This is a genomic window from Snodgrassella sp. ESL0324 (assembly GCF_013344955.1).
Lineage (GTDB): Bacteria > Pseudomonadota > Gammaproteobacteria > Burkholderiales > Neisseriaceae > Snodgrassella > Snodgrassella alvi.
In genome coordinates this window covers 744,890-762,683 of the sequence record NZ_JAAEDS010000012.1, presented here as the reverse complement: position 1 = coordinate 762,683, position 17,794 = coordinate 744,890, and the positions used below count along the sequence as shown (strand labels likewise).

Sequence of the window (17,794 nt, the reverse complement as noted above, 5' to 3'; positions counted from 1 at the left end):
AGCTGGTTTGCAATAATATTGATTGGGTCGGAAAACCATATGTAATAAATGTAATTGATTTGACTCTGGTGTCAGTAAAGCTATAAATCAGTTTGTACATTGGTGTTATGAAATTGAATTCTGCTATTTTATAAAATGAAACAGGACGGTTGATTTTTAACCGTCCTGTTCTCATGTTGTTGATTTCTGTCTAAGCTCAGTGCTGATAACCTTTATTGTATTTTTTCTCCAGCCATGAGAAGAACCAGCTTAAGGCGATGGTCATTATCAGATAGATTATGGCAATGGTGTATAGCGGTGTCTCGTAGTTAAGATAACGTCCGGCTGCTGCGCGGGCAGCAAAAGCCAGTTCGACTACGGCGATGGCGGATAAAAGTGAGCTGTCTTTAAGTAAGGTAATAAATTCGTTGCCAATTGGCGGCAGCATACGGCGGATAGCCTGTGGCAGAATGACATAGCGCATGGCTTGTGTATAACTCAGACCAAGAGAGCGGGAGGCCTCGAATTGTCCGCGGTCTATTGACTGGATGCCTGCACGGAAAATCTCGGTAATGTAGGCTCCTGAATTAACTGAAAGTGCAAGTACGCCGGCAATCAGTGCACCGTAGCTGCGGCGCAGTTCGACAGCCAGATCGCCGCTGATAATCAGACCGTCAGCAGGGTTGATAAGCAGTGGAAACCAGACAAAATACCAGATGAAAATCTGTACAAACAGGGGTGTGCCGCGGAAAATGGTTACATAGAGCAGGGAAATCTGGCGCAATGACCATACGAATGCACGCATGGGCAGCCCGCCTTTTTCAATGCGGATAATGCGTGCAAGGGCAAAAATCAGACCGAGAAGTGTGCCCATAAATGTGGAAATCAGGGTGACGCCGAGTGTTGTAAGCGCACCGTAATAAAACATTTCACGGTATTCGTAGATGATGTCAAAACGAAAGGCCATTGTGTTACCTAATAAATTTTCTGAGGTGTTGCTGGCTATTGATAGCCTTAGCGTCAGGGTGGCGGCTATTTTAGCAAGAAATAGGGGGATAACTGTATTAAAATTTGTTTGTTCTTGAGAATAAAGTGGATTTGATGGTTGAAACGGCTGGAAAATCCTGAGCAATTGCGCTGGCTAAGGCTGGCTGAAATGTTTACAATGATACGTTTTATTATTTGATTTATTCAAGAATTGTATGCGAGTTTGGTTGGGGAGCGGGCAGCAGCCGGATTGGCCGGATGGTACTGCGGTGACTATCGGTAATTTTGACGGGGTTCATTGCGGGCACCGGCATATTTTGATGCGTTTGCGTCAGGAAGCCGGACAGCGCGGGCTTAGTTCGGTGGTGATGATGTTCGAGCCGCAACCACAGGAATTTTTTGCGCAGCAGGCAGGGAAAACTTTGCCGTTTCGTCTGACTCCGCTGCGCGATAAGCTGGATCTGCTTGCTGCAAGCGGCTGTGTTGATGCGGTTTATGTTGTGCGGTTTAATCAGCAGTTTGCAGCTATGCAACCGATGGATTTTATCAGTCAGATGCTGGTTAAACATTTGCACACGCGCTATTTGCTGGTAGGTGATGATTTCCGCTTCGGTACACGGCGCAGCGGTGATTTTACTTTATTGCAGGCGCAGAATGAGTTTGTTACTGAGCACACGCCTTCAATTGTGGTTGAAGATGTGCGCGCATCCAGTACTGCGGTGCGGATGGCACTGGCTTCGGGTAATCTGGCTTATGCACAGTTGTTGCTGGGGCACGAGTATACGCTGAGTGGTCGTGTGAAGCATGGGGCCAAACTGGGGCGTGAACTGGGTTGTCCTACTGCTAATGTGCATTTACCGGCTTTGCACTATGCTCTGAACGGGGTATTTGTGGTCGATGTATCCGGAGCTTTCGGGCGTAAGCGCGGGGTAGCCAGTTTTGGTAAAAACCCGACTGTCTCTTCGGGCAGTTTACAAAAGCTTGAAGTGCATATTTTTGATTGTGAAGATGATTTATACGGGCAGCGTTTACAGGTGCATTTTTTGCATAAGCTGCGCGATGAGCTGAAGTTTGAATCGCTGGCTGCGTTACAGACGCAGATTTTTGCTGATATGGAAGCCGCCCGAATATGGCAGGCTGCCTGAACAGCAGGATTATGTTCGGGTGGCCGTAAAATTTATTGAACTGAATTTATTCTGAATATTAAAAGTTAAATATATTTTAAAGAGAAAGTCATGACTGACTATAGTAAAACAGTAAATTTATTGGATACGCCGTTTCCAATGCGCGGTAATCTGGCCAAGCGTGAAGGCGGCTGGCTGAAATCTTGGTATGAACAGAAGCGTTATCAGAAACTGCGTAAACTGGCAGCGGGAAGACCTAAGTTCATTCTGCATGATGGTCCTCCATATGCAAATGGTGATATTCATATCGGCCATGCTGTAAATAAGGTATTGAAGGATATTATTATCCGGAGTAAGACGCTGGCTGGTTTTGATGCACCATATGTTCCGGGCTGGGATTGTCACGGTTTGCCGATTGAGCTGATGGTGGAGAAAAAGCACGGCAAGAATATTCCGGCTGCAAAATTCCGTGAGTTATGCCGGGAATATGCACGGGAACAGATTGACCGGCAGAAAAAAGATTTTATGCGTCTGGGTGTACTGGGTGACTGGGAACATCCATATCTGACTATGGACTATCAAACCGAGGCAGATATTGTGCGTACGCTGGGACGAATTCAGCAGGGCGGTTATTTGTATCGTGGTGAGAAGCCGGTACAGTTCTGTCTGGATTGCGGCTCTTCGCTGGCAGAAGCAGAGGTAGAGTATAAGGATAAGGTTTCTTATGCGATTGATGTGGCTTATCAGTTTAAAGATAATGCTGCTGTGGCGAAAGCTTTCGGATTGAATGAGCTGCCGGGTGAGGTATATGGTGTTATCTGGACAACAACTCCGTGGACTTTGCCGGCCAGTCAGGCAATTTGTGTCGGACCTGAAGTGGTTTATCAGTTGATTGATACGCCTAAAGGTAAGCTGGTGCTGGCTAAAGAGCTGGCTGAGGCGGCTTTAGCCCGGTTTGGTTTTGGTGCGGATAATACGGCGGTACTGGCTGAAACAGCTGGCCGGCAACTGGAAAATCTGCATTTAAATCATCCGTTTCTGGATAGAGATATTCTGGTATTACTGGGTGACCATGTTACTACCGAAGCTGGTACTGGTATGGTACATACTGCTCCGGCACATGGTCTGGATGATTATTTTGCCTGTCTGCGCTATGGGATTAAGTTGTATAACCCGGTAAATGCTGAAGGGCGCTATATCAGTGATGTGCCACGGTTAGCCGGTATGACAGTCTGGGAAGGTAACCCGGTGGTAATCGACTGGGTTGCGGAAGAAGGTAAGTTACTCTCTAATGGCAAAATTACCCATAGTTATGCGCATTGCTGGCGCCATAAAACACCCTTGATTTACCGGGCAACCGGTCAGTGGTTTATCGGTATGGATAAGGAAGGTACCGATGGTAAAACATTGCGCAATAAGGCTATGAATGCTGTTGATGTTACTGAATTTTTTCCTGCATGGGGACGTGCGCGTCTGGAGGCAATGATTGAAGGGCGTCCGGACTGGGTGGTTTCCCGCCAGCGTTACTGGGGTACTCCGATGGCGTTTTTTGCGCATAAGGAAACTGGTCAGTTGCATCCGCGTTCGGCTGAGTTACTGGAAGAGGTAGCTAAGCGGATTGAGCAGCACGGAATTGAAGCCTGGTTTGCATTGGATAAGCATGAGCTGTTAGGGGCTGATGCAGATGAATATGAAAAGCTGCCGGATACGCTGGATGTCTGGTTTGATTCAGGCAGTACGCATTATGCAGTATTGCGTCAGCGCCCTGAACTGGCATGGCCGGCTGATTTGTATCTGGAAGGTTCGGATCAGCATCGCGGCTGGTTTCAGTCTTCATTGCTGACAGCTTGTGCAACGGTTGGCAGTGCTCCTTATAAACAGTTGCTGACACATGGTTTTGTGGTGGACGGTAATGGACAGAAGATGTCCAAATCTGTTGGGAATGTGGTTGCACCACAAAAGGTCAATGACAGTCTGGGTGCTGATATTCTGCGCCTGTGGGTGGCTTCTACCGATTACTCCGGTGAACTGGCCATTTCTGATGAAATTCTGAAACGGGTTTCTGAAAGCTACCGTCGTTTGCGCAATACGCTGCGCTTTTTGCTGGCCAATCTGAGTGATTTTAATCCGGAAACGGATGCAGTAGCGATTTCAGATATGCTTGAGCTGGACCGCTATGCTCTGGTATTGGCTCAGCAGTTACAGGAGCGCGTAGCTAATGATCACTTTACCCGTTATGCATTCCATTTTGCGGTACAGGATATTGTGCATTTCTGTTCGGAGGATATGGGTGCTTTCTATCTGGATATTCTGAAAGACCGTCTGTATACAATGCAGGCAGGCAGCTATGGCCGTCGGAGTGCACAGACTGCGCTTTATCATATTACGCGTAATCTGGTGTTGCTGCTGAGTCCGATTCTGTGCTTTACGGCTGAAGAAGCCTGGGCTGTTTTAACAGGTAATGATGAGGATAGTGTGCTGTATCATACTGCACATGTGTTCCCGTCTATGGCTGAGGCGGAATTAGCCGGTCTGGCACAGAAATGGCAGGCAATCCGTGCAGTAAGAGATACTGTTAATGCGGCTATTGAGCCTTTGCGTGCTGATAAGAATGTTGGTTCGTCATTACAGGCCGATGTGGCTATTCGAGTACCGGCGGATATTCTGCCTTTTATTACGGCAATTGGTGATGAGTTACGCTTCGTGCTGATGGTTGCCAAGGTTACTGTTGAGCAGGGTGATGAGCTGTCGGCTACGGTCACTGTTGATCAGGGTACTAAGTGTGAACGTTGCTGGCATTATACAAATGATGTGGGTTCTGACCCGAAACACACGACAATCTGCGGTCGTTGTGCACTTAATATCGATGGTGCCGGTGAACAGCGGTTATATGCTTGATGCGGGTTAATGATTTTAATCTTGCCGGTTATTTTGGCATGATTTGAATGATTCAGGCGTAATTGGTTTGGCCGGTTACGCCTGTTTGGTTTTTAGGGAAGGTTATGCTGAGTAAAAAATTGTTTTTATATGGTGCAATTATTATTGCGGGGCTGATAGCTGATCAGTTAACGAAATATCTGGTTTTATGCCATATTCAATATTTGGAAAGAATTACGGTAATACCGGGTTTTTTTGATCTCACACTGACATATAACCCCGGCGCGGCGTTCAGCTTTCTTGCAGATGCCGGAGGCTGGCAAAAATTCTTTTTTATGGGACTGGCTCTGGTGATTTGTGTTTATCTGTTGCGTGCAATTATCCGTGATGAATTCGCAAAGCTGGGTAAAGTTGCTGCAGCCATGATTATAGGAGGGGCCGCAGGTAATGTAACAGACCGGCTGGTGCACGGGCATGTGGTTGATTTTCTATTGTTCTACTACCATAATTGGTTTTATCCGGCATTTAATGTTGCTGATAGCCTGATTTGTGTCGGTGCGGTGTTGCTGGTGCTGGAAAGTATTTTCCATCAGAAGAAAAAGGCGGTCTGATTGATTCGTCTGTGATGAATTCAGCCAGGTAACGGGATGTTTAATGAGTGACAAAAAGATTTTACTGGCCAATCCGCGTGGATTCTGTGCCGGTGTAGACCGTGCTATCAGTATTGTAGAACGGGCACTGGAAGAGTATGGTGCTCCGATTTATGTACGGCATGAAGTAGTACACAATAAGTTTGTGGTTGATAATCTGCGCAATAAGGGTGCGGTATTTATCGAAAATCTGGATGATGTGCCTCCTGATGCGACGCTGATTTATTCTGCTCATGGTGTATCTCAGGCTGTACAGCAGGAAGCAGTTGCACGCGGCTTTCGTATTTTTGATGCTACGTGTCCTCTGGTAACTAAGGTTCACCGGCAGGTATCACGGCTGGATGAACAGGGTTATCAGATTATTATGATTGGTCATAAAGGCCATCCTGAAGTTGAAGGAACGATGGGGCAATTGCCGCCGGGTGTGATGTTGCTGGTGGAAACAGTTGCTGATGTGGCAAGTTTACAGGTCCGCAATGAAGAAAAGCTGGCGCATGTGAGCCAGACAACGCTTTCGGTTGATGAAACCAGCGGTATTATTGCCGCTTTAAAACAGCGTTTTCCTCACATTAAAAGTCCGCATAAAGAGGATATTTGTTATGCAACCACCAATCGTCAGGATGCAGTGAAAAAACTGGCTGCTACCTGTGATGTGGTGATTGTGGTGGGATCTCCTAATAGTTCGAACAGTAATCGTTTGCGTGAAGTAGCAGCATTACTGGGTGTTGATGCCTATATGGTTGACAATGCCGGCTGTCTGCAAACACAGTGGTTCAGTGGTAAGCATCAGGTTGGTATTACAGCCGGTGCTTCAGCACCTGAGGTACTGGTGAATGATGTTGTACAAACTATTGTTTCCTGGGGATACCCGACAGTTACCGAAGGTGCTGGTGTGGAGGAAAATATTATGTTTGTTCTACCGAAAGAACTGCGTGGCTCATCATGAATACGCCGATTTTATCCGGTGAGGGTGTGTGTCAGCGTGCCCATGATGATGGCAGGATGTTATTACAGGATATCGATTTTCAGCTCTGGGCTGGAGCACGTGTGGCAATCAGCGGTGCATCCGGGGCAGGAAAATCGGTTTTTTTACGTACGATTTCTCTGCTGGATTTACCAGCTTCGGGCACGCTGTATTGTCATAATCAGCCGGTTCGTCTGAATGCACATTGTATTGCACAGCATCGCAGCCAGATCGCTTATGTACGGCAGCAGGCGGTGCTGATTCCGGGTACGGTGCGTGATAATCTGTTTTTACCTTTTACTTTGCATCATTATCAGCATAAAAAATTTCAGCCGGATAATGTACAGCGGGTGTTAGAGAGTCTGGGTAAAGATGGTAATTTTCTGGAACGGGATGCAACGGATTTATCCGGAGGAGAGGCACAGCTGGTGTGTCTGTTGCGTATATTGCAATTAAATCCGCCGGTTTTGCTGCTGGATGAGCCAACGGCTTCTCTGGATGAAGATTCGGCACAGGCCGTACAAAAGCTGGTCGGTCAATGGCAGGAAGATAATCCTCAGGCTGCCTATATTTGGATTTCACATAGTGAGCAGCAGATTAATCAGGTAGGTGATGAAATCTGGTATCTGGATGCCGGACGGATTACTCACACCAGAAAATCACCACGGGCGGGAGGCAATAATGCAGGGAACTAATTACATTAGTGTTGCAGAACTGGCTCTGGCTTCATTGCTGATTCTGGTGAGTGCCGGTGTTTCATTATGGCTGAAGCTTGGATTGACAAAACGTATTCTGATTTCAGCAGTTCGGGCTATTGTGCAGCTGTCCGTTGTGGGTTTGTTATTAAAATGGATATTTGCCTCTAATCAATGGTACTGGGTACTGCTGATTATTGTTGTTATGACTGTGATTGCCGGTTTTTCTGCGCGTTCGCGGGGCAGTTATGTATATCGGGGTCTGACCCGTGATGCTTTATCATCTGTATGGCTGGCTTCGTGGTTAAGTGCTGCTGTGGGATTATATGCGGTACTGCATATCCGGCCATGGTATTCACCGCAGTATGTGATTCCCCTTCTGGGGATGGTATTGGGTAATTGTCTGACAGCTGTAGCATTGTGTCTGGACCGTTTAACACAGGATTTACGTCAGCAGCAGGCTCGTGTAGAAGTGATGCTGTCTATGGGCGCTACAGGCTGGGAGGCTTATCGGGATACTGCGCGTGCAGCGGTAGTAGCAGGGATGTTGCCAACAATTAATCAGTTGAGTGTAGTGGGGTTGGTAAGCTTGCCGGGTATGATTACCGGGCAGATTCTGGCCGGTGCCTCTCCTGATCAGGCAATCAGGTTTCAACTATTCACTATGTTTCTGATTTGTGCCGGTTCTGCCGGCGGTTGCTTATTATGTGCGGTTTTTGTTTACCGGCATGTATTTAATCGTTGCTGGCAATTTTGCAGCTGGCGCTTGCGCCGCAGAAAAACTGATAAGATTTAGTGATTTAATTTATATATTAAACAAACCGGTTGCCTATAGAAGTTGGCAACCGGTTTGTTTCAGTTATAAGCCGGACATCATCTGTAACATCATTATTTGTACGGATATTCTGATAAATTTAGATGACTAAATTCAGGCAATTTCATCAATCCATGCCTGCTGAACCGCTTCGAGTATGCGCTCGCCGCAGTGCTCCGGATTGTCATCAAATTCTGGCAAAGCCAGTATCAGATCACGCAGTTGGGTAAAGCGGATACTGGCAGGGTTGATGTCTTCGTAGCGGTCGGCCAGTTCCTCGGCGATTCGGTGTATATCAGTCCATTTCATGGTTTAAGCCTGCACTTAATTAGATAATTAAAAAATATTATTAATTCAATCGGTTTGGAGAGTATTGTCATCAAATATGATTAATGCTCTTCACGTGCATGATTGATGGTATATTTGGGAATTTCGATGGTAACATCACTATCAGCCAGACGTGCCTGACAGCTCAGGCGTGAATCGGCTTCCAGCCCCCATGCCTGATCAAGTAAATCTTCTTCCTGTTCAGTCGGTTCAGGCAGGCTATCGTATCCTTTGCGGATAAGAACGTGACAGGTTGTGCAGGCGCAGGATTTTTCGCAGGCGTGTTCAATTTCAATATCATGCTCAAGTAATGCATCACAAATACTGGTTCCTGTGGGAATGTCACTTAAAACTTTACCTTCAGGACAGAGTTGAGGATGGGGCAGTACAGTAATTTTGGGCATGGTAATTCCGTGTTTCTAAATAAAGCAGGCGTGTCCGGTTTTAAAATAAAACCATTCACGCCGAAAATGTTATTAAATTATACCTTGTACTTTCAGTACGGTGGATACACCGGTATCAGCACTTACGCGCTGATAGAATTTACTCAGATTATGATATGCGCTCAGATCAATGTTACATCTTTTTGTCCAATGTGCTTCTATAAAAATGTAAACATCTGCAATAGTGATATTATCGCCAGTCAGGTAATCCTGCTGAGCAAGAATATTATCAACAAAGGAAAATAAATTTTTCAGAGCAGCGCTAGCATAGGCCTTCAGATTCTCCTGTGCTTTTTCATCATCTACCATGCGTGCTGCATAGAAATAAGGTTTAAAGCTCATGTGTAAATCAGAATTGGCAAAGGCCAGCCATTGGCGGGCAAGAGCGCGTGCTTTGGGATCATGTTGTGCTGTAACGCCATAGATACCTTTATCCGGTGCAAGATCATTGATGTAATCAATGATTGCCACATTCTGACGCAGTGCCCAGTTGCCGTCAGTCAGTAATGGTACTTGCCCCTGAGGGTTCAGTGCCAGATATTCCGGCGATTTGATTGTGTCGCGACCTACCTCTTCAGCGGTATATTCGAGTCCGCTCCATTCTAGTGCCACATGCGGTACAAATGCACAGGTATTTGGTATGTAATATAGCTTTAACATGAGGTTATCTCCATTGTATTGACAGACAATTCAATTTGTCTGCATTTGAAATATCAGATTTCTCTGACGTTTTTACCTTGCAAAGCTCGTTGGATATTGCGGTTCATGCGTTTGGCAGCAAATTCATCAGTTGCGTGATTCAATGCATGAATAGCATCACGAATATCCTGAGCATCTCCTTGCTGGATTTGTTGTCGGGTGTGTTCCAGTGCAGTTTGAATAGCCTGTTGTTCATCATGGCTAAGTAAGTCAGCATCCATAGACAGTGCATTGGTGACCGCCGCAATAATGCTTTCTGCTTCTACTGTGGCTTCTGTACGGGCACGTTGTCTGGCATCGGTTTGTGCATGAGTAAAACTGTCTTTCAGCATTTGGGTAATAACGGTATCGTCAAGTCCGTACGAAGGTTTTACTTCAATATGAGCCTGTACTCCTGTAGTTTGTTCGCGGGCAGAAACAGAAAGCAGACCATCGGCATCAACCTGAAATGTTACCCGTATGCGTGCTGCTCCGGCGGCCATCGGCGGGATACCGCGGAGTGTGAATTGTGCCAGACTGCGGCAGTCTGCGACTAATTCACGCTCACCCTGTACAACATGAATCATCATGGCTGTTTGCCCGTCTTTAAAGGTTGTAAAATCCTGAGCGCGTGCTGTAGGTAGGGTACTGTTGCGCGGGATAACCTTTTCAACCAGTCCGCCATAAGTTTCCAGCCCGAGTGATAACGGAGTTACATCCAGTAACAGCCATTCATCATCATTTTTATTGCCTGCCAGTACATTGGCCTGCATCGCAGCTCCCAATGCTACAACCTCATCTGGATTAAGGTTGTTCAGTGGAGTCTGACCAAAGAAAGTGGCTACAGCCTGCTGTACATGCAGCATGCGCGTAGCTCCGCCTACCATAATTACCCCTTTTATCTCACTTTTACTGATACCGGCATCGCGCATTGCCTGTTTAACCGGCTCTAGTGTTTTGGCTACCAGAGGCTGAGTTAGCTGATGAAAGGTGTCACGGCTGATATCAGTGAGGACTTTTTGTCCGTTAGAAAGAGTGGTGGCAATGGTGGTTGAAGTTTCACTTGTCAGAGCTTCTTTGGCTGCACGTGAAAGTGATTGTAATAATGCGCTATCCTGTGCATTTAACTGTGATAATTTATTCTGTTCCAGCAACCAGCAAAACAAACGCTGGTCGAAATCGTCACCACCCAGAGCACTGTTACCGTTTGTTGCTTTTACTTCAAACAGACCACGGCTTAAGGTTAAAACTGAAACATCAAATGTTCCGCCGCCAAGATCATAAACGATAAATGTTCCTTCAGCGGCATTGTCCAGACCATAAGCAATTGCAGCCGCGGTGGGTTCATTCAGTAAGCGTAAAACATGCAGACCGGCCAGACGGGCGGCATCCTTGGTTGCCTGGCGTTGTGCATCGTCAAAATAGGCCGGTACGGTAATTACTGCGCCGGCAAGTTCACCACCGAGTGTGTTTTCTGCACGGGTTTTCAAAACACGTAGAATATCTGCAGAGACATCTATCGGGGTTTTATTTCCTGCACGGGTGTGAATGCTGATAATGCGCTCATCATTAGTAAAATGATAGGGCAGATAACGGGTTTCAGACTGATTTTTGATATCTTCAAGAGTACGGCCAATCAGACGTTTAGCTGAACTGATGGTGTTGGCCGGATCGATTCGCTGTGCTTTTAATGCATCTGTGCCTACTTCCGGTAGACTATCCTGCTGGTAGCGGACAACAGAGGGCAGGGTAATCCTTCCCTGTTCGTCTGCAAGACATTCGGCATAACCACTGCGTACGGTTGCAACTAAGCTATTAGTTGTGCCTAAATCAATGCCTACAGCACGACGATGTTCATGCGGTACAGCGGAAAGGCCGGGTTCGGCAATTTGCAATAAAGCCATAATCTGAATTTAATCCTGATTTCTTAAATATTACTTAATACTTCGTTTTTTTATCAAAGCATATCTTTAATACATTGATTCTGATGATGTCAGGGAAGCGCAGCTTGAATTTCACTTTGTAATCTGTGTAAAAAACGCCCCTGGCGTACCAGTTCTGCTGCTTTTTCCGGCTGATTCTGTATAAAGGCCGCATCCAGTTGCTGGTATAAGCCAGTTTGTTCGAGCTCAATAGTGGCTGCAAGTTCTTTCAGTGTCGTCCAATCAGCTTCTGCACGGGCGTCTTCGAGTGTCTCACGCCATTGCATCTGCTGCATTAAAAACTCAGCCGGAAAGTGCGTATGCTCAGGTGCATCCGCATCTATTCCCTGTTGTTTCAATAAATATGCAGCCCGGTCAAGCGGATTGCTCAGAATACGATAAGCTTCGTTAACGGTAGCAGCCATCATCATGGCCTGCTTTTGTTCAAAAGCACTTCTGGCAGCAAATTTATCCGGATGGCACTGTGCTGCCAGCAGGCGATAATTCTGCTCCAGTTGCTTATCATCAATATTGAACTGTTCAGGTAATTGGAAAAGCGCAAAGTATTGGTTCATGTGGCTCACCTTTATGGTGAAAATTGGGTCAAAGCTAAAGATACCGGACATGAAAAACAGGCTTTTCGCAAAATTTGGCTGTAATGCTGTATTTTGCTTATCAGCCGGCAGAATTGCGACATTCCGGCAATAGGGTTATTTATTTAAACATGAAAGCTTTCACCACAACCGCATTCATCTTTGGCATTGGGGTTGGCAAATTTAAAACCTTCCTGTAATCCTTCTTTAACAAAATCCAGTTCAGTACCATCCAGATAAACATGGCTTTTAGGATCAACAAATACTTTGACACCATGTTGTTCAAACAATAAATCTTCCGGCTGGATGTTATCAACAAATTCAAGAGTATACGCCATACCCGAACAGCCACTGTTTTTAACCCCGAGACGAATACCTTCGCCTTTACCACGTTTGGTCAGATAATTGCTAATATGCTTAGCGGCTTTTTCAGTCAGAGAAATCATATTCTCACCTGTTGGAAATTTGTCCTGAATTTACTATGCAGTACCTTCAGGGTTTTTACAATTATGATTAAAACGACGTTTGTAAGATGAAAGAAATGATCGCTTAATGGCAATATTTTCTTCACAGTTAATACAAAAACGTGTACCAGGAAACTGAAGCTGATGTTCAGATGATATTGATTCACCGCATTCCAGGCAAAATTGACTGGTACACATTCTGATATCGTTTAGGCGTACTGCATTAACCGATTGATTGTCATTATTTTCAGTAGTGGGTTCGTTGTTATTTGCGGTACTGCCAAAAATCATCATATTACTCGTTATGTTTTTTTCGATAATCTGCTACAGCAGCCTTAATAGCATCTTCTGCCAGAATAGAACAATGTATTTTTACTGGCGGTAATGCTAGTTCTTCAGCAATGGCACTGTTTTTAATGGCCAAAGCCTCATCCAGACTCTTACCTTTAACCCATTCTGTAATCAGACTTGAAGAAGCAATAGCAGAACCGCAGCCATAAGTCTTGAATTTGGCATCTTCAATAATACCGTTATCACTTACTTTGATTTGTAATTTCATTACATCGCCGCAGGCTGGTGCGCCTACCATACCAGTACCCACGCTCTGGTCACCCTTTTCAAAAGAGCCGACATTGCGCGGATTTTCATAATGATCAATGACTTTGTCACTGTAGGCCATAATAAGTTCCTTTTACAATTCTTCTGATGCCAGAATAACTACAATTGCTTTTATATTCGCAGCAAATAACCTGTTTTTGGTGTAGCCCTGCGATATATAGCAGGGCAGAATATATCGTTTCAGTCTGAGCTGATTAATGTGCTGCCCATTCGACACTACTCAAATCAATGCCTTCCTGATGCATTTCCCACAATGGAGACAATTCGCGTAATTTACCGATTTTGGATTTAATCAGTTCAGCAGCATAATCAATCTCGGCTTCGGTAGTAAAACGTCCGAATGTAATACGCAGAGAGCTGTGCGCCAGCTCATCATTGCGACCCAGTGCGCGCAGTACATAGCTTGGCTCCAGACTTGCGGAAGTGCAGGCAGATCCGCTGGAAACAGCGATATCTTTAACAGCCATAATCAGACTTTCACCCTCAACAAAATTAAAGCTGATATTCAGATTCTGATACACGCGATGTTGTAAATCACCATTGATATATACTTCTTCAACACCTTTAATTGCATTAAGGAAACGGTCACGCAGTGCTTTAGCATGAGCATTGTCTTTATCCATTTCCAGACGCGCCAGACGGAACGCCTCACCCATGCCGACAATCTGATGAGTAGCCAGTGTGCCGGAACGGAAACCACGCTCATGCCCGCCGCCATGCATCTGTGCATTCAGGCGGACACGGGGTTTGCGGCGTACATACAAAGCACCAATTCCTTTAGGGCCGTAGGTTTTGTGTGCAGACATACTCAACAAACCAATCTGATTGGCTTTTACGTCAATATGAACTTTACCGGTAGCCTGAGCAGCATCGACGTGAAAAATGACTCCTTTTTCAGCACAAAGTGCACCAATAGCTGCAATATCCTGAATTACACCGATTTCATTATTTACCCACATCACACTGACTAAGGTTGTATCAGGACGGATAGCAGCTTCCAGCTCTGCCATATCAATCAAACCGTTCTCCTGTACACCCAGATAGGTAACTTCGAAGCCTTCTCTTTCCAGCTCTCGCATGGTATCCAGAATAGCTTTATGTTCAGTTTTGACCGTAATCAGATGCTTACCTTTACTGGCATAAAACTGTGCCGCACCTTTCAATGCCAGATTGTCAGATTCAGTGGCTCCTGAAGTGAAGATAATTTCTTTAGAATCCGCACCAATCAAAGCAGCAATTTCATTGCGTGCATTTTCTACGGCTTCTTCTGCCTGCCAGCCAAAGCTATGGCTATTGGATGCCGGATTACCAAAAAATTCCGTCAGGTAAGGAATCATTTTTTCAGCCACACGCGGATCAACCGGTGTTGTAGCTGAATAATCAAGGTAGATAGGAAGTTTTACGGTCATTGTCGTGTTCTCTTTAAATATCTATGGCTGCGCCGGAGTATTAATGCAGATTAATTAAGGTAACTGGCTGCTCCGGGTTGCTTTTTTTTTCATTACTGTTGTTATGGTAAGTTCGCTGATTCAGAATGCATTGCAAAGTAATGCCGCGCAAATAGCTGTCTATGGTTTTATTCAGATTTGCCCATAAGTCATGAGTCAGACAAGGTGAACCGTCCTGACAATCAGCATGACCGCCGCAAACGGTAGCATCCAGAGTGTCTTCCGCTGCAGAGATAATATCTGCAATATTAATCTGAGCAGCATCATGACTCAGTACATAGCCGCCCCCCGGCCCGCGAATACTTTCTACCAGCCCGGCACGGCGTAATTTTCCGAACAGCTGCTCAAGATAAGACAGGGAAATGCGCTGGCGTTCACTTATTGCAGTCAGGTTTACTGCACCAGATTGCGCATGCATAGCTAAATCCAGCATGGCAATGACGGCAAAACGCCCTTTGGTGGTTAAACGCATGACAAAACCCGAAACAGATTGACAATGTATGAATTATCTAATACCCGACAATTTTAGTCAACTTTATTCATGGATAAATCAAGTAATTATGTCAGAATAAATTCCATCACAAATACATAAGATTCTAAAATTAATACTGGTTAAAACACTGGAAATACAGACTGTTTACAGCTGCCTGGCAGCAGAACCGAACGAATTGTTTTAATTTTTGCGGATGATATTTCCAGATTATTAATAACATTCATCCAATCAGAGCGTTTGTATATGATAAGCACAGAATGATTAAGAAATTCGGGATTATCGGTTTTTCTGAGAACAGGCCGGAATCAAGCTCACGGATAGTAAAATGAAAAAATAATGCAAGCCGTAAAAATACTGAAGTTGTTAATAAAGCTGAGCTAATAGCTTAACTTTAAAAGATATTGATACTTTGTTTGAGAAGAAATTAAAATTCTAAATATTTATGCTGATTGAAAAATCATATTTCTGATAATAAAACAGGTCTGAATATATTCAGACCTGAAAGAAATGTCCGGAATAAATGTTATAAACTGGCAAAAGCATCGGTAGCAGCCACCAGAGCAGCCTGATTTGCCGGTTCAAAGCCAGAATGACCGGCCATAGTGACTACCAGTCTGGCATGCGGTAAAGCCCGCTGCAATTCCCATGCGCTTTCAATCGGTGTGCACATATCATAGCGCCCCTGAACAATGACAATCGGAATATCAGCCAGTATCTGAATATTTTCCAGTAAGGCAAATTCGCTTGCCAGCCAGCAGCGATGGACAAAATAATGATTTTCAATCCTTGCAATTGCCAAGGCACGCTGCGGATCATTATATTCGTCTATACCAGCCTGATTATGCTCTAAATGTACAATACTACTTTCCCATTGGGCCCATGCTTTAGCTGCATTGAGCTGAGTTGTTTCATCCGTATAAGGATGGCATAACAACTCATGATAGGCATCTACTAAATTATGCCGTTTATCTTCAGCAATCGGTGCGAGATAATTCTCCCATGCTTCCGGAAAAATATGATTTGCGCCTTGCTGATAAACCCAAGTAATTTCATGTGGTCGGCACAGAAAAATACCGCGCAGTATCAGCTCACTGACTCTTTGCGGATAAGTTTTAGCATAAGCAAGTGCCAGTGAGCTCCCCCATGAACCACCAAATACCTGCCAGCGTTCAATGTGCAGCATCCTGCGAACTTTTTCTAAATCTTCAACCAGATCCCATGTAGTATTGTCGTCAATACAGGCATAGGGCAGGGAACGCCCGCATCCACGCTGGTCAATAATAATAATGCGGTATTTTTCCGGATTGAAGAAACCGCGGCATGCAGGCGAGGCACCGGCTCCTGGCCCGCCATGTAAAAAAATAACTGGTTTACCGGCCGGATTGCCGCTTTCTTCCCAGTAAATCTGATGAATTGCAGAAACCTGCAATAATCCGGACTGATATGGTTCAGTTATTGGATACATAAATGTGTTCCTGAAAGCATCTGCAAACTAACTAAATGATTATTATTAAATTATAATTCAATTTGTATCTGGTTTTATCACTGTTCTGCCGGCTGTCTGCGGTTATCAATCAGCGAAACCACTTACGTACGGCGTCCAGACCGCCAAAGCGTATATTAATAGACGTTGCGGCCTGTGTTTTCGTTTTGGCGTGGTAGGCAACTCCAAAACCGGCTGCCTGTAGCATCGGAATATCATTTGCACCGTCACCCATTGCCAGTACCTGCATTGGGTTTAGTCCAAGTTTTTCTCTGAATTGAACCAGTAAATCAGCTTTAGCCTGAGCATCAATAATTCTGCCTGCCAGCTCTCCGTTCAGAACATTATCTTGTATCACCAGCTGATTAGCAAAAGTATAATCAAGCCCGTATTGTTGCTGTAGCCGTTGAGTAAAATAAGTAAATCCACCGGAAACCAGCATGAATTTAACTGCATGTTTCTGACACTGCTGCAACAGCCATTCTGCACCCGGAGAAAGTTTCAGTACATGTTCATAAACCTGTTTTAATTCTTCAACCGGTAAACCCTTCAATAAAGCTACACGCGCCCGTAACGATTGCTCAAAATCAATCTCACCGCGCATTGAGCGTTCGGTGATGGCCGCAACCTGTGCCTGTAATCCCACTCCGGCAGCAATTTCATCCACACATTCAATGGTAATCAAAGTGGAATCCATATCACTAACAATTAATCCTAAGTCTGCAAAACTCTGATCAGGCAAAATAGCAAAATCAATTTTTTGCTCAATCAGCTGAGTCTGTGCTGATTCAGATAATTCAAAATCAACACTAACCGGCAGCCGCAGCACAGAATTATCAAATGTATATTCCGGATTTGACGGCATAATTGCGTTTAAATGGGATAAGTCGCACAGATGTAAATCTGTATGTTGTAAAACCAGAACAGGAAGCATAACAAATATACAGTCAGAAAAAAATTCAGTATAGACATCCATAATAGGCTTGACAACCAACAGTTAAAAAGAAAATTAGTGCTGAAATCAGAATCCGGAAATTGAGTAAAATTAATCTTATTTAAACTAAAAATAAAAACAAAAAACTTAATTTACATTAAATTCATTAAACATAAAAAAAAATTACAAATGAGTTTGTACAATGCAACTTTTTATCCAAAATTGCGGTCGTGAAAGGATAAATATCCAGAAAATTTAGTATTAATTACTATTATTCCGAACTGCATCTTTATGGAGTTAT

Annotated in this window: 18 protein-coding genes; 6 read left to right on the top strand and 12 right to left on the bottom strand. The window is 44.6% G+C overall.

Going from position 1 to position 17,794, the window contains the following annotated elements; translation table 11 throughout:
* Positions 1 to 196: 196 nt before the first annotated feature.
* Positions 197 to 946 (bottom strand): amino acid ABC transporter permease, encoded by a 750-nt coding sequence (locus GYY70_RS05660; RefSeq protein ID WP_025330161.1) that lies wholly within the window; start codon positions 944 to 946, stop codon positions 197 to 199.
* 235 nt (positions 947 to 1,181) lie between these two features.
* On the opposite strand from GYY70_RS05660, the gene ribF reads away from it, so the two are divergent.
* From ribF to fetB, 6 genes are all read left to right on the top strand, one after another.
* Entirely contained in the window at positions 1,182 to 2,111 is a 930-nt protein-coding gene (gene ribF / locus GYY70_RS05655) for a bifunctional riboflavin kinase/FAD synthetase (protein ID WP_174831565.1), read from the top strand.
* Between the two features lie 90 nt (positions 2,112 to 2,201).
* Positions 2,202 to 4,988: an isoleucine--tRNA ligase gene (ileS, locus tag GYY70_RS05650; RefSeq protein WP_174831564.1), complete on the top strand. Its 2,787-nt coding sequence runs from the start codon at positions 2,202 to 2,204 to the stop codon at positions 4,986 to 4,988.
* A gap of 104 nt (positions 4,989 to 5,092) precedes the next feature.
* Complete coding sequence (gene lspA, locus GYY70_RS05645) at positions 5,093 to 5,578, top strand: signal peptidase II (protein ID WP_037475735.1); 486 nt, start codon at positions 5,093 to 5,095, stop codon at positions 5,576 to 5,578.
* A gap of 43 nt (positions 5,579 to 5,621) precedes the next feature.
* On the top strand, positions 5,622 to 6,563 hold the full coding sequence (gene ispH / locus GYY70_RS05640) for a 4-hydroxy-3-methylbut-2-enyl diphosphate reductase (protein WP_037475651.1): 942 nt from the start codon (positions 5,622 to 5,624) through the stop codon (positions 6,561 to 6,563).
* Positions 6,560 to 7,276, top strand: a complete 717-nt coding sequence (locus tag GYY70_RS05635; RefSeq protein ID WP_084562122.1) for an ATP-binding cassette domain-containing protein — start codon at positions 6,560 to 6,562, stop codon at positions 7,274 to 7,276. The genes ispH and GYY70_RS05635 overlap by 4 nt, the downstream gene beginning before the upstream one ends.
* Positions 7,194 to 8,072: an iron export ABC transporter permease subunit FetB gene (fetB, locus tag GYY70_RS05630; RefSeq protein ID WP_202984443.1), complete on the top strand. Its 879-nt coding sequence runs from the start codon at positions 7,194 to 7,196 to the stop codon at positions 8,070 to 8,072. The genes GYY70_RS05635 and fetB overlap by 83 nt, the downstream gene beginning before the upstream one ends.
* A gap of 132 nt (positions 8,073 to 8,204) precedes the next feature.
* Here the strand turns inward: fetB and iscX are convergent, their stop codons facing one another.
* The 11 genes from iscX to serB form a co-directional block, all read right to left on the bottom strand.
* On the bottom strand, positions 8,205 to 8,399 hold the full coding sequence (gene iscX, locus GYY70_RS05625; protein WP_084547429.1) for a Fe-S cluster assembly protein IscX: 195 nt from the start codon (positions 8,397 to 8,399) through the stop codon (positions 8,205 to 8,207).
* 80 nt (positions 8,400 to 8,479) lie between these two features.
* On the bottom strand, positions 8,480 to 8,821 hold the full coding sequence (fdx, locus tag GYY70_RS05620; protein WP_025330169.1) for an ISC system 2Fe-2S type ferredoxin: 342 nt from the start codon (positions 8,819 to 8,821) through the stop codon (positions 8,480 to 8,482).
* A gap of 72 nt (positions 8,822 to 8,893) precedes the next feature.
* A complete protein-coding gene (locus GYY70_RS05615; RefSeq protein ID WP_084547430.1) occupies positions 8,894 to 9,520 on the bottom strand; it encodes a glutathione S-transferase family protein in 627 nt (208 codons plus the stop codon).
* A 53-nt stretch (positions 9,521 to 9,573) separates the two neighbouring features.
* Positions 9,574 to 11,442: a Fe-S protein assembly chaperone HscA gene (hscA, locus tag GYY70_RS05610; RefSeq protein ID WP_174831563.1), complete on the bottom strand. Its 1,869-nt coding sequence runs from the start codon at positions 11,440 to 11,442 to the stop codon at positions 9,574 to 9,576.
* A gap of 89 nt (positions 11,443 to 11,531) precedes the next feature.
* Entirely contained in the window at positions 11,532 to 12,035 is a 504-nt protein-coding gene (hscB, locus tag GYY70_RS05605; protein ID WP_084547432.1) for a Fe-S protein assembly co-chaperone HscB, read from the bottom strand.
* A gap of 143 nt (positions 12,036 to 12,178) precedes the next feature.
* A complete protein-coding gene (gene iscA / locus GYY70_RS05600) occupies positions 12,179 to 12,499 on the bottom strand; it encodes an iron-sulfur cluster assembly protein IscA (protein WP_025330173.1) in 321 nt (106 codons plus the stop codon).
* A gap of 313 nt (positions 12,500 to 12,812) precedes the next feature.
* Positions 12,813 to 13,196: a Fe-S cluster assembly scaffold IscU gene (iscU, locus tag GYY70_RS05595; protein ID WP_025330175.1), complete on the bottom strand. Its 384-nt coding sequence runs from the start codon at positions 13,194 to 13,196 to the stop codon at positions 12,813 to 12,815.
* A gap of 133 nt (positions 13,197 to 13,329) precedes the next feature.
* Positions 13,330 to 14,544 (bottom strand): IscS subfamily cysteine desulfurase, encoded by a 1,215-nt coding sequence (locus GYY70_RS05590; RefSeq protein WP_025330176.1) that lies wholly within the window; start codon positions 14,542 to 14,544, stop codon positions 13,330 to 13,332.
* A gap of 40 nt (positions 14,545 to 14,584) precedes the next feature.
* Complete coding sequence (locus tag GYY70_RS05585) at positions 14,585 to 15,055, bottom strand: Fe-S cluster assembly transcription factor (protein WP_025330177.1); 471 nt, start codon at positions 15,053 to 15,055, stop codon at positions 14,585 to 14,587.
* Between the two features lie 544 nt (positions 15,056 to 15,599).
* Complete coding sequence (gene pip, locus GYY70_RS05580) at positions 15,600 to 16,541, bottom strand: prolyl aminopeptidase (RefSeq protein ID WP_174831562.1); 942 nt, start codon at positions 16,539 to 16,541, stop codon at positions 15,600 to 15,602.
* A gap of 109 nt (positions 16,542 to 16,650) precedes the next feature.
* Positions 16,651 to 17,493 (bottom strand): phosphoserine phosphatase SerB, encoded by an 843-nt coding sequence (serB, locus tag GYY70_RS05575; RefSeq protein ID WP_174831561.1) that lies wholly within the window; start codon positions 17,491 to 17,493, stop codon positions 16,651 to 16,653.
* Between the last annotated feature and the right edge of the window lie 301 nt (positions 17,494 to 17,794).